The 12956-nt window shown below is 54.4% G+C and carries 11 protein-coding genes and 1 pseudogene; 9 read left to right on the plus strand and 3 right to left on the minus strand.

Features of this window, described 5'->3' with window-relative positions; all coding sequences use genetic code 11:
- Nucleotides 1-23 precede the first annotated feature (23 nt).
- Nucleotides 24-335: a thioredoxin gene (trxA, locus tag BN4275_RS12065; protein ID WP_066458632.1), complete on the plus strand. Its 312-nt coding sequence runs from the start codon at nt 24-26 to the stop codon at nt 333-335.
- A 27-nt stretch (nt 336-362) separates the two neighbouring features.
- On the opposite strand, the gene BN4275_RS12070 is transcribed toward trxA, so the two are convergent.
- The gene (locus BN4275_RS12070) at nt 363-1274 is read right to left on the minus strand and encodes a LysR family transcriptional regulator (protein ID WP_066458634.1); all 912 of its coding nucleotides are present in this window, start codon (nt 1272-1274) and stop codon (nt 363-365) included.
- A 138-nt stretch (nt 1275-1412) separates the two neighbouring features.
- On the opposite strand from BN4275_RS12070, the gene BN4275_RS12075 reads away from it, so the two are divergent.
- Nucleotides 1413-3038 carry an FAD-dependent oxidoreductase gene (locus BN4275_RS12075; protein ID WP_066458637.1) on the plus strand — a complete coding sequence of 542 codons (1626 nt, stop codon included), beginning with the start codon at nt 1413-1415 and terminating at the stop codon, nt 3036-3038.
- A gap of 13 nt (nt 3039-3051) precedes the next feature.
- A complete protein-coding gene (locus BN4275_RS12080) occupies nt 3052-3996 on the plus strand; it encodes a ferredoxin-like domain-containing protein (protein WP_066458641.1) in 945 nt (314 codons plus the stop codon).
- Between the two features lie 235 nt (nt 3997-4231).
- Here BN4275_RS12080 and BN4275_RS12085 read toward each other — a convergent pair.
- A pseudogene (locus tag BN4275_RS12085) lies at nt 4232-4672 on the minus strand (GNAT family N-acetyltransferase).
- A 500-nt stretch (nt 4673-5172) separates the two neighbouring features.
- Here BN4275_RS12085 and BN4275_RS12090 point away from each other — a divergent pair.
- A complete protein-coding gene (locus BN4275_RS12090) occupies nt 5173-6486 on the plus strand; it encodes an MATE family efflux transporter (protein WP_242863659.1) in 1314 nt (437 codons plus the stop codon).
- Between the two features lie 355 nt (nt 6487-6841).
- Here the strand turns inward: BN4275_RS12090 and BN4275_RS12095 are convergent, their stop codons facing one another.
- Nucleotides 6842-7042: a hypothetical protein gene (locus tag BN4275_RS12095; RefSeq protein WP_066458650.1), complete on the minus strand. Its 201-nt coding sequence runs from the start codon at nt 7040-7042 to the stop codon at nt 6842-6844.
- A 284-nt stretch (nt 7043-7326) separates the two neighbouring features.
- On the opposite strand from BN4275_RS12095, the gene kdpA reads away from it, so the two are divergent.
- The 5 genes from kdpA to BN4275_RS12120 are packed head-to-tail and all read left to right on the plus strand — an operon-like array spanning nt 7327 to nt 12947.
- Nucleotides 7327-9069, plus strand: a complete 1743-nt coding sequence (gene kdpA / locus BN4275_RS12100; RefSeq protein ID WP_066458657.1) for a potassium-transporting ATPase subunit KdpA — start codon at nt 7327-7329, stop codon at nt 9067-9069.
- Between the two features lie 18 nt (nt 9070-9087).
- Complete coding sequence (gene kdpB / locus BN4275_RS12105; protein WP_066458663.1) at nt 9088-11157, plus strand: potassium-transporting ATPase subunit KdpB; 2070 nt, start codon at nt 9088-9090, stop codon at nt 11155-11157.
- Nucleotides 11158-11171: 14 nt separating this feature from the next.
- Nucleotides 11172-11381: a hypothetical protein gene (locus tag BN4275_RS12110; protein ID WP_066458666.1), complete on the plus strand. Its 210-nt coding sequence runs from the start codon at nt 11172-11174 to the stop codon at nt 11379-11381.
- A 43-nt stretch (nt 11382-11424) separates the two neighbouring features.
- The gene (kdpC, locus tag BN4275_RS12115) at nt 11425-12027 is read left to right on the plus strand and encodes a potassium-transporting ATPase subunit KdpC (protein ID WP_066458669.1); all 603 of its coding nucleotides are present in this window, start codon (nt 11425-11427) and stop codon (nt 12025-12027) included.
- Nucleotides 12024-12947, plus strand: a complete 924-nt coding sequence (locus BN4275_RS12120) for a hypothetical protein (protein WP_147539238.1) — start codon at nt 12024-12026, stop codon at nt 12945-12947. The genes kdpC and BN4275_RS12120 overlap by 4 nt, the downstream gene beginning before the upstream one ends.
- The last annotated feature ends 9 nt before the right edge of the window (nt 12948-12956 follow it).

The following is a 12956-nucleotide window of genomic DNA, read 5'->3' on the forward strand; positions in this document are numbered from 1 at the left end:
ACATCCTGAAAGGAGCATGTAAGATGTCTGCTTTTTCTATTACAAAAGAAAACTTTAACCAAGAGGTACTTAACGCTTCCGAGCCAGTGCTGCTCGATTTCTGGGCGCCCTGGTGCGGCCCGTGCCGGATGTTTTCCCCCGTCATTGATGAGATCGCTGAAGAACATTCCGGCGAAGTCAAGGTCGGCAAGATAAACATCGACGAACAGCCGGAACTGGCCGAACAGTTCGGCGTCATGAGCATCCCAACCCTGGTGCTGGTAAAGGACGGCAAGCCGGTATCCACATCGGTCGGCGTCAAACCGAAATTTATGGTTGCCAAGATGCTGAAGTAAAAAAAGCCGCCCGCGGGCGGCTTTTTTTCATGGGGTTTGTCCGTGGGGATGCTTCTGTTCCTCCTGTCCGAACCGTTCACAGACCGAAACAAAACAGGAAAGCACTTCCGAAAAAAACTTGTTCTTGTGGTACACCAAATTGAAACTGCGGCCGAGTGAAAGACCTTCAATCCCGCAGGCCCAGAGCCTGCCTTCTGAAATCTCCTGCCGTACCAGCCGTTCGGACAGCACGGTAATCCCATGCCCGTCCATCACAGCGTTCTTGATCGCGCCCTCGTTATAGCAGGTCCATTTGACTTCATAAGGAATTTGCCGCAGGCGCAGCTGATTTTCGAGCTGTGCACGGGTACCGCTCCCTTCCTCGCGCAGTACAAACGGCTGGTGCGCGAGCTCCAAAGGCATCACCGAAGCACGGCCAAAAAACGGATGGTTTTTTCCGCAGGCAAGCACCATTCTGTCCTGGATTGCCTGTTTGACGACCAGATCCGGCTGGGTGATCCGGCCCTCCACCAGCCCGATATCCAGTTCGCTTTTCAGGAGCCGTTCCTCAATGATATGTGTGTTCGCCACAAATACCTCTGGCTGCGCGACCGGGAATTCCCGGCACAGCCAGGAGATGATCGGGCTCATCACACAGGTGCCGACCGTGACGGTTGCGCCAACGCGCAGGTGCATCCGCTCTGCGGCTTTTTTGAGGTAACCGTCCATCTCCTCCCAAAGCGAGAGAAAATGCCGCGCGTAGTCAAGCAGTTCGCTGCCGGTGCGGGTCAGGTAGAGGCTCCTTCCCAGCCGCTCGAACAGCCGCACACCGTATTCCCGTTCGATCTCGGCGATCGCCTGACTGACCGAAGGCTGGGTGATGTACATTTCGCGCGCAGCTTCGCTCATACGGCCGCAGTCGGCCACTTTGACGAAAATCTGCAGATGTCGTGTCGTCATGTGTGCCTCCTTAATTTATAGGTATTTACCTATTGATTTTATTTAAATATTAGTATTTTACATATATTATGTCAAGTGTTAAAATGATAACTATGAAAGCCCCGGTTAATATTCCGGGCAGGTGAAAGGATGAAACGTATGAATATCCTGATCATCGGCGGCGTCGCCGCCGGCACCAAGACCGCCGCCAAGCTCAAACGTGAACTTGGGGACAACTGCAAGGTCACCATCATAACCAAAAGCGACGACATCTCCTACGCGGGCTGCGGGCTGCCCTACTATGTGGGCGGCGTCATTCCTTCGCGCGACCAGCTGATTGTCAACACCCCCAAACGCTTTTCCGTCCTGACCGGCGTGGAGGTTCGCTGCGGCATCGAAGCGGTCGGCGTGGACCGGCAGGCCAAAATTGTTCACGCGCGGGAAACCTACACCGGTGTGGACATGGCCTTCCCATACGATAAACTGGTCATCGCAGTGGGCGCGCGTTCGGTCTGTCCCCCGATAGAAGGCGTCGACCTGCCCGGCGTCTTTCTCATGCGTACCCCAGACGATGCAGTACGTCTGCGCGAAGCAATCGACACGGGCGTCAAGCGTGCCGTTGTCGCGGGCGGCGGCTTCATCGGACTCGAAGTTGCCGAAAACCTCAAATTGCAGGGTGTGCGGCCTGTCGTAATCGATATGGCAGATCAGATCATGCCCGGCTTTGACCAGGATTTCGCGGAATGGGCTGAAAATAAGCTTGGCGACGAAGGCATCCCGGTTTTTACCGGCGACCGGCTGGTCGCCATCGAAGGCGATGGCAAAGTACAGAAAGTCCGCACCGAAAACCGTGCCATGAAGGCCGACGCGGTTATCCTGTCGCTCGGCATCCGCCCGAATACCGATTTTCTCATGGACACCGGCCTGGAAATGGCAAAGAACGGCGCATTGCTGGTGGATGACCACCTGCAGACCAATGACCCGGACATCTTTGCAGCAGGCGACTGCGTTCTGGTCAAAAGCCGTATCACCGGTCAGTCCGCCTGGTCTCCCATGGGCTCCTCCGCCAACATGGAAGGCCGCCTGCTGGCCAAAATCCTTTCTGGAAAGGGCAAGGCATATCCCGGCGTGCTTGGCACGGCAATTGTTAAGCTGCCGGGTGTAAACGCTGCCAAAACCGGCCTCAATACCGCGGCCGCGAAAGAACAAGGCTACGACGTTTGTTCGGTCACCGTTGTGACCGATGACAAAGCCCATTACTATCCCGGCGCAGACAGTTTCATCATCCGGTTGATCGCCGACCGCACGAGCCGCAAACTGCTCGGCGTACAGGCGCTCGGCACAGGCGAAGTTGATAAGGTGGTGGACGTCGGCGCGACCGCGATTTCGCTCGGCGCGAAGGTCGACGAACTCGATAATCTCGACCTCTGCTACGCACCGCCGTTTTCTACCGCAATCCATCCATTTGTCACCGCCGTCGACGTGCTCATCAATAAGCTTGACGGCTTTATGGATGGTGTGACCCTCAGCGAAGCCAAAACGATGCCTGCGGGGACCCTCTGGGTGGATGTAACCGAGTCTCCCTCGATTCCCGGCTGCCGCAGTATCCCGTTCACCAGCATCAACGGTCCGATTGCGGGCATCGACCCACAGACGCCAATGGTGCTCGTCTGCAAGAAGGGGAAGCAGGCATACCTTGCCCAGAACCGTCTGAAACGGTACGGTTATGCCAACACGAAGGTGCTCGAAGGCGGAATCACCTTCAATCCAATCGAAGAAGAATAAAGGAGCGAATAGAATGTACAAACCCACGGAAGCGGAAAAGAAAGCCGTCAAAGGCAGAGGGTTTCTCGCCAACAATGACGGCGTCCATTTCTCCGCGCGGATCATCACGGTCAACGGTGTAATCACCTCAGCTCAGGCGATCACGCTGGCAGAAGCCGCGGAAAAATTCGGTAACGGCAAGGTTACATATACCTCCCGCATGACCATCGAGCTGCCCGGCCTCGCATATGAGGACATCGAGCCGTTCACCGAATTTATCGCCCGAGACGGGCTGGTCACCGGCGGCACCGGTTCCCGCGTGCGTCCGGTCGTGGCCTGCAAAGGCACCGTCTGCGTCCATGGGCTCTGCGATACCCAGGCGCTGGCCGCGGAGATCCACGAAATTTTCTACAAGGGCTGGTACGACGTCAAACTCCCGCATAAATTTAAAATTGGTGTTGGTGGCTGCCCCAACAACTGCATCAAACCTGACCTGAACGATTTCGGCATCGTCGGTCAGCGGGTCCCGGCATTCGACGCGGACATGTGCAACAGCTGTAAAAAATGCCCGCCGGTTTCCCTCTGCCCAATCCATGCGCTCCATATGGAAGACGGTGAGGTCGTGCTGGACGAGACGCTTTGCAACAACTGCGGTAAGTGCATCGACAAATGCACCTTTGATACGATTGAAGAGAAAGCTTCCGGTTACAAGCTTTATGTTGGCGGCAAATGGGGCAAGGCGGTCCGTCCCGGCACGCCGGTCAAAGGCGTCTTTTCCAAGGATCAGGTCCTGTCCTGCATCGAAAAAGCCCTGCTCATCTACCGTGAACAGGGAAAAACCGGTGAGCGCTTCGGCATCATGATCGACCGGCTTGGCGCGGACAACTTCATCTCCCAACTGCTTTCGGATGAAATCCTCGCTAGAAAACAGCAGATTCTCGACGCGCCTTTGCACCTTGAAGGTGGCGCTCAGTGCTGAATAGGGAAAGAATAGTACCAGTAAGCATTGACTAAAGGTGTAAGTTCACGCAAACCACATGAATACAAGCCTATTTGCACCTTTAGAATGTTCAGTCCATAGCGAATTTTGAAAGGTGTGTCCTGTAAGGCTTTTACTGCCTCTACTGCGCAACAAAGAAATACCATAATGACAGGGAGCGAAAGCATTATTTGCTTTCGCTCCCTTGACTGTTGCTATCACTTGCGTTATTTACTCATAATCTCATGTACAAAATAGGATATGGCATACCCTGTTCATCTGTTTCGGTTCTTTTATAAACTTTAAAGCCCATATGTTCATAAAACCCTTTTGCTTTTGGATTTTGTTCATTAACCCCCAACTCATTAATCCCGTATTCTTTGATGCCGTATTCAAGTAATTTTTTTCCTAGACCACGTCCGCGTTCTTTGGGGGCAATAAATAGCATTTCAAGTTTTTGTCCATCTATCCCCATAAATGCAACTGGCTCGCCGTTCTCGTTTTATGCAATAATTAAATGAGGAATCCCTATTAATGCTTGCGGAATGTATTTTTGGATATTGTTTATTTCTTCATCGGACAAAAATAAATGCGTTTCTTTCACAGAAGTTTTCCAGACTTTTTCAAGCTGTTCTATTAGTGCTTGATTTCTATTTTCAACTTTAATTATTTTCATACATATCCCCATCCCATCCGCTTCTATTAAAATAACATTGCTTTTGACATCTGCACTATATCATACTCCATATTGTTTGTCCACTGCATGCCCTTCAAAAAGTTTCACTGAGTTGGAAATGAAAATTAAGCCGTTTCAAGGGATTATAAAAACACTTATGAGGGCTTATAAAACGATTTTGCCTATTAAATCAATAAAATAGCTGCATATTAAGTTTTTGCTTCCCGGATTTTATAAAGACCGAGGGTACGACATAAAATTCCACGCAATATCTTGACAGATTCAGTTCTTTAAAGTTAGAGTTATAGAAAAGGATAATTTTCATTGGCAGGATGTTATCGTAAAAGATGACGGCGAATGGCGTATTAATTTTGACTTATATGCCCAGCGAATATGATAAGCGTCACTTTTCATGAAACAGTTATGCGTCCAAATAAAAGGCAGGCGAGGAACAGACGGAGAAAAATGATTTTTCAAAAGGCAGTATGTGGCGCAATATCATGGGCCTTGCGCTGCCGATGACGATCGCGCAGCTGATCAATGTTCTTTATAATGTGGTGGACCGGATGTATATCGGCCATATCCCGCAGGCGTCGACACTGGCCCTGACTGGGCTGGGACTGACCTTTCCGGTCATCTCGATCATCACCGCCTTTGCGAACCTTGTGGGCATGGGCGGCGCGCCGCTCTGCTCGATTGCGCGCGGCCGCGGAGACCATGAGGAAGCCGAAAGCATCATGGGCAATTCCTTCACGCTGCTTTTGATATTTGGCGTATCGCTCACGGCAATCTGCCTCTGCTTCAAACGGCCGCTGCTCTACCTGTTTGGCGCGAGCGATGTGACATTTCCTTATGCGGACGCTTACCTTACGATATACCTTTGCGGGAGCCTGTTTGTGATGGTGGGGCTTGGAATGAACAGCTTCATCAATTCTCAGGGCTTTGGCCGCATCGGGATGATGACCGTGCTGCTTGGCGCGATCGTCAATATTCTGCTTGATCCGGTTTTTATCTTTGTTTTTGGGATGGGGGTGCGCGGCGCGGCGCTCGCCACGGTGGTGTCGCAGTTTCTCTCCGCTTTCTGGGTCATGCGGTTTCTCACGAGTCCGGATGCAATCTACCGCTTGCAGAAAAGAACGCTCCGGCTTCGGGGAGCGCTTGTACGGCGTATTCTCGCGCTTGGAACATCGGGGTTCATCATGGCGATCACCAACTCGACGGTGCAGATCGTCTGCAACGCGACCTTGCAGAGGTACGGAGGAGACCTTTACGTTGGTGTCATGACGGTTATCAATTCGCTGCGTGAGATTATTATCATGCCCGCGAATGGAATTGGAAGCGGCGCGCAGCCGGTTCTCGGGTTTAATTACGGCGCAAAGGAATACGGGCGGGTACGCAAGGGCATCCAGTTTACAGCGATTGTCTGCGTCGCATACACAACGGCGGTGTGGATCTGTCTGATGGCTTTTCCGGAACCGTTCATTCATATCTTTAACAGCGATCCGGAGCTGATTGCGCAGGGGGTGCCCGCGATGCATATCTATTTCTTCGGCATCTTCATGATGTCCCTGCAGATGGCTGGGCAGAACGTCTTTGTGGCGCTGGGCAAATCGAAGCAGGCGGTCTTTTTCTCGATTTTCCGCAAGGTGATCATCGTAACCCCGCTGACCTTCCTGCTGCCGCTCTGGTTCGGCACCGACGGGGTATTTCTCGCGGAGCTGGTCTCCAACTTCATTGGCGGAACGGCGTGCTTTGGCACAATGCTGTTGCTCGTTTGGCCAAAACTCAGAAATGTGGATGGGAAAACCCGATAGCCCGATCAAAAAACCGGCGCGTACCAGATTTGGTGCGCGCCGGTTTTTGTATGGAAGATTCTGTTTTTAATCCGGGGAAGATCCGAAAGCTATTGGGCCGACGCCATATGTCGTGATCCTCTTGAGGCGTCTTTGCAAAGCGGGCTGAGCTCCTCCTGAATGCGGGCCGCGATGTCCGTCGTGCCCGGCCGCCGGGCGGCGAGGACGAGCGGAACACAGACCGCTTCACCGGCGCGGCACAGGATTTGCCGCGCGGGGTCCTCCGAAAGAACAGTATCCGCCGTTGGCGCCCATCTTCTGCTGTGTCAATAAATTTCGAAAAATCAAATCCTGGAATGTAAAAAAGAAAGGGCGGTTAGATACCGCCCTTTCCTATTAGGAAGAGATGATGAAAAAACGTAAAATGTGTCTTTTTTCCCATTTGAGGGGTCTGCTCATTGGCGGACCAGCGCTGCTGGTAAAAACCTTTTTGCAGGGAGCGGGAAAAACGGCGTGTGACCCAGAAGCCAACCGCAATGATATAGAAAAGGCCGCCAATTAATACAAGTGCTTCCATAAGATCACTTCCTTTGTTTATAGTATAAAGCCGAAGATGTTCGCATGGGTTAAAGGTTTGAGAGCGGGCATTAAGGCTTTGCAAAGACATTTTGGCTCCGGGAGAATTTTAATACCGTCTTAATCTGAACCGGGCGGTTTTAACGGCACTCTAATTTCATTCATGATAGACTTTGGTTCGTAAAAAGGAGGGATAAACATGCAAATTGTGATAGCAGCGATCGGAGTTATTTCGGTACTGGTGCTGATCTATTTGGCCTATGTTCTTATGAAAGGGGATGACCGCTGATGAACGCGACGCTGCAATACATATTCTATCTCGCGATCCTTGTGCTGGCGGCGATTCCGCTGGGCAGCTACATGGCAAAGATTATGAACGGTGAGAAGGTATTTTTATCTCCCGTGCTCACCCCGTGCGAAAACCTGATCTACCGGATCCTGCGGGTCGACAAGAATGAGCAGATGACCTGGAAGAAATATGCGGCCAGCGCGCTTGCGTTCAGCGGGTTTTCACTTCTGATTTTGTTTTTGATCCTCAAGTTCCAAAACATCCTGCCGTTCAATCCGGAACATGTGCCGGGCAACTCCTGGCACCTCGCCTTCAATACGGCGGTCAGCTTCGTGACCAATACAAACTGGCAGTCCTATTCGGCGGAGGGGGTGCTGAGCTACTTTTCCCAGTTTATGGGCCTGACTGTTCAGAACTTTGTCACTCCGGCGGTCGGCGGCGCGGTCATGTTCGCGCTGATCCGCGGGTTCACAAAAGTAAAAGAAACCGGGCTTGGAAGTTTCTGGGCAGATGTTACCCGCTACACCCTGTACATCCTCATCCCGATCTGTCTGGTGGCTTCCCTTGTGCTGGTTTCGCAGGGGGTTGTCCAGTCGTTTGATGAATACCAGACGGTAAGCCTCGTCGAGCCAATCACGCTGGAGGACGGCACCGAGGTGACTGAACAGGTGCTTCCGCTCGGACCGGCGGCGAGCCAGATTGCCATCAAGCAGCTGGGCACCAACGGCGGTGGATTCCAGGGCACCAACTCGGCGCACCCGTTTGAAAATCCGACCCCGTTTTCCAATCTGATCGAGATGATCTTTCTGTTGGTTTTGCCGGTGGCATTCTGCTTCACCTTTGGCAAATGTGTAAAGGATAAGCGGCAGGGCTATGCGATTTTCCTTGCGATGTTCATTATGCTGGTCATCAGCCTGGCGGTCGTCGCGGTGAGCGAACAGGCCGCAACCCCGCAGATGGCACAGGGCGGTACGGTTGACATCACCGCTTCGGAGGGCTATTCCGGCGGCAATATGGAGGGCAAGGAGACCCGTTTCGGCATCCCAACCTCAGTCACTTGGGCGGCTTTCACAACCGCGGCTTCGAACGGTTCGGTCAACTCGATGCATGACAGTTATACGCCGATTGGCGGCATGATCCCGATGCTCCTGATGATGCTGGGCGAAGTGGTCTTTGGCGGCGTGGGATGCGGACTTTATGGAATGATCGGCTTCGTAATCATGACGGTGTTCATCGCCGGCCTGATGGTCGGACGCACGCCGGAATATCTTGGCAAGAAGATCGAGCCGTATGAAATGAAGATGGCGGTACTGGTCTGCCTGGCAACGCCGATCGCGGTCCTGATTGGAAGCGGTGTGCTGACATTGCTCCCATCCTCGGTGGCAAGCCTCAATAATCCCGGCGCGCACGGCCTTTCGGAGATCCTCTATGCCTTCGCTTCGGCGGGCGGCAACAACGGCTCCGCCTTCGCGGGCCTCAACTGCAACACCCCATCCTTCAACGTGGCGCTCGGCCTGGCAATGCTGCTGGTACGCTTTTTGCCGATGGTGGCGACCCTTGCCATTGCAGGCAGCCTGGCTCGAAAGAAAAAGGTCGCGGTCAGCGCGGGTACGCTTTCCACCTGCAACGCGATGTTTGTTTTCCTGCTGATCATGATTGTTTTGCTGATCGGCGCGCTCAGCTTCTTCCCGGCACTGGCGCTTGGCCCGATTGCCGAGTTCTTCCAGATGCTGGCTTAAAGAAAGGGTGAGAATTTGATGAACGAGAAAAAGAAAACCGCGCTGAGCGATCACAAAATGGTCGTCCGCGCGATGAAGGATTCCTTTATAAAGCTCGCGCCCGCGACACAGGCGCGAAACCCGGTCATGATGCTGGTCTATATCTCCGCGATCCTGACCACCATCCTCTATATCCTAAGCCTTTTCGGTATCCAGGACGCGCCCGGCGGCTTCACGCTCGGTATCGCAGTCATCCTCTGGCTGACCGTCCTCTTCGCCAATTTCGCGGAGGCGATAGCCGAAGGCCGCGGCAAGGCGCAGGCGGATTCGCTGCGCGCCGCGCGCCGTGACGTGCAGGCGCACCGGCTTTCGGATCCGTCCGACCGGGAACATTTTACAGAGGTTTCCTCCTCGGTCTTGAAAAAAGGCGACCTGTTCATCGTCCGCGCCGGGGAACAGATCCCGGCGGATGGCGAGGTCATCGACGGCGCGGCTTCTGTGGATGAGAGCGCCATCACCGGCGAATCCGCTCCGGTCATCCGTGAATCGGGCGGCGACCGCAGCGCGGTCACCGGCGGCACGACCGTCCTTTCGGATTGGCTGGTCGTGCGGGTCACCAGCGAGGCGGGCGAAAGCTTTCTTGACAAGATGATTGCCATGGTTGAAGGCGCGGCCCGCAAAAAGACCCCGAACGAAATTGCCCTGCAGATCCTGCTGGTAGCCTTTTCGATCATTTTCCTGATGGTCACAATGTCGCTTTATTCCTACTCTGACTTTTCAGCCAAACAGGCCGGTATGGCGAACCCAACCTCGATCACTTCCCTGGTCGCACTGCTCGTCTGCCTCGCGCCCACCACGATCGGCGCGCTGCTTTCCGCGATCGGTATCGCGGGCATGAGCCGCCTCAATCAGGCGAACGTCCTCGCGATGAGCGGCCGCGCGATCGAAGCGGCGGGCGACGTCGATATCCTGATGCTGGATAAGACCGGAACCATCACCCTTGGCAACCGCCAGGCGTGCGAATTTATCCCGGTGGACGGATGTCCGGTCGCGGAACTTGCCGATGCCGCGCAGCTTTCCTCGCTCGCAGATGAAACGCCGGAAGGCCGCAGTGTTGTGGTTCTTGCAAAGGAGCAGTTTGGTCTGCGCGGGCGCAAGATCGGGGAAAAGAACATGCAGTTCGTCGCATTTACCGCGAAAACCCGTATGAGCGGCGTGAACTACGAAAACAGCGAGATCCGCAAAGGCGCTGCCGACGCAATCCGCGCGTATGTGGAAAACGCGGGCGGCAAATACAGTGATTCCTGTCAACAGGTGGTTGAGCGGATTTCCCGGCAGGGCGGCACCCCGCTTGTCGTGGCAAAAGACCACCGTATCCTCGGCGTCATTCACCTCAAGGATATCATCAAGGACGGCGTAAAAGAAAAGTTTGCGGATCTACGCAAAATGGGCATCAAGACCATCATGATCACAGGCGACAACCCTTTGACCGCGGCCGCGATCGCTGCGGAAGCGGGCGTGGACGATTTTCTCGCGGAGGCCACGCCGGAAGGCAAGCTCAGGCTGATCCGTGAATTCCAAGCGCAGGGCCATCTGGTCGCAATGACCGGCGACGGCACCAACGACGCCCCGGCGCTCGCACAGGCAGACGTGGCGGTTGCGATGAACAGCGGCACACAGGCGGCCAAGGAAGCCGGCAACATGGTGGATCTCGATTCCTCGCCGACCAAGCTGATCGACATCGTGCGCATCGGCAAACAGCTCCTGATGACCCGCGGAAGCCTTACAACCTTCTCGATTGCGAACGATGTGGCGAAATATTTTGCCATCATCCCGGCGCTTTTTATGGGCCTTTACCCAGGCCTTGCGGCGCTCAATATCATGGGCCTGCACAGCGCCGACAGCGCGATCTTTTCCGCTATCATCTATAACGCGCTCATCATTATCGCGCTCATCCCGCTGGCGCTCAAAGGGGTCCGCTACCGGGAAGTCCCGGCAGGGAAGCTGCTGTCACACAACCTGCTGGTTTATGGGCTCGGTGGGATTATCGCCCCATTTGTGGCGATCAAGCTGATCGATATGATCATTGTCGCCTTGGGGCTCCTTTAAGGAAGTGAACCCAAATGTTGGCCAACTCATACAGCCTGAAAGCGTCCGTAAAAAAGACGGTCTGGATTGATCTGTGGCGCGCGGCGGTGCGGTTTCTCTATGTGCATCCCGTCCTGCGGTATGAAGCGGTTCTCATTGTGATGCCGCTTGGAGTGCTGTTTTTGGTAGCGGCGCTGACCTTTGCGGCGGCAGTCCCCTATTTATGGCTGTCCGGGGCGTTTTGACCGGATGTGGGAACCGAATCTGGATTGATGGAGGAGAATGATTATGAATAAAACAGGCCCGATCCTGGCAAAAGCGTTTGTATTCCTTGTGGTAATGAGCATCCTGTGCGGCGGTATCTATACAGCTGTCGTCACGGGTATCGCACAGCTGGCCTTCCCGCACCAGGCCAACGGCAGCATTATCGAAATTGACGGAAAACGGTACGGTTCCGAACTGCTCGGGCAGCAATTCGAAGACGAGGATCATATGTGGGGCCGCGTCATGAAGATCGATACCAGCACCTTCACCGACGAACAGGGCAACCCGGTGCTCTATTCCTGGGCAACCAACCTCACCCCCGCGAGCGCGGATTATGAGGCGCTGATTGCCAAACGGGTGGAGAAGCTGAAAGCCGCGCATCCCAGCGAGGATGAGAAAGCAGTCCCAGTGGACCTTGTGACCTGTTCGGGCAGTGGGCTTGACCCGCATATTTCGCCCGCAGCTGCGGAGTACCAGGTTGCACGTATTGCCGCTAATACTGGAAAGAGCGAGGAAGAGGTGCGCGCAATCGTTGCCAAATATACCGAAGGCCGCTTTTTGGGAGTGTTCGGTGAACCGCGTGTGAACGTATTGAAGGTGAACCTCGCATTGGATGGGATCTTGTGATGGATGGGATGAAGCTTTATCAGAAACGACTGGCCGGGAGCGAACGGGCCGCCCGACAGCGGCGGCTCCCTCCCGGCATCCCGCCCGCAAAGCTGGCGCTGGCATTCCTTTACGATCTGAGCAGAGCCTTTTCGATGAAACCTTCGGTCTATCACACAGCGGGGAATCGGATGCTCACGTTGATTTTCCGCGATGCGACCTTTCTCTGCGGCGATTTCATCGCTGATTACGGCGAAGTGATTGCCGGGATTTCCCAGCAGTGGCCGGTGACCGTTTATGGCACCGCGTCCGGGAAGGAAACCGGTGAACTGCGGATTCGTTTCCGGGGAGAGGAAATCCTTGCCGAGCGCAGCTGCGTTTCCGGCAAGGACTTCGACGTGCTCTCGGGGCTCTGCGTCAAGATTGAAACACAGGACGCGCGGGACAGCGCCTGCTTCGCGCAGATCTTGCGCCAGATGTGCTTTTGGCAGGACGACGTTGCCGTCCCGCGCACCATGGAGGAGTTCTGCCGTGCGCAGCAGCTCGGAACGGCGGTTGACGGAGCCTATTTCTGTTATCTGCCGTTGGGTGAAAACAGCGGCGGCGCGGGCAGGCTCAGCTGCCTGTCGATGGAACAGAAAGCGGAACTTTGGGAAGTATTCCTTGAAGACGGCGTGTCCACAATGGAATTCGACTGGCTGTTTTCGGCGGGCCTTTGCGGGGAATATCCCACGCTCATAGAGTGGGAGCTGGCTTTGCAGACGGTGCTTGAGGAGCTTGGGATCACAGTGATCAACCGACAGGACGAACGGTTTGAGGTGACCGGCCGCAAGGGCCGTCAGATGCGGTTCGATTTTACCCATGGTTCACCCGCTGAGAAGATGTTTTTAAAAATCCTGTTTCCGGTCAAGCCGGAGGATCAGCACACCTCAAAAAAGTGAAAGAAAAAG

Source organism: Anaerotruncus rubiinfantis (genome assembly GCF_900078395.1).
Lineage (GTDB): Bacteria > Bacillota > Clostridia > Oscillospirales > Ruminococcaceae > Anaerotruncus > Anaerotruncus rubiinfantis.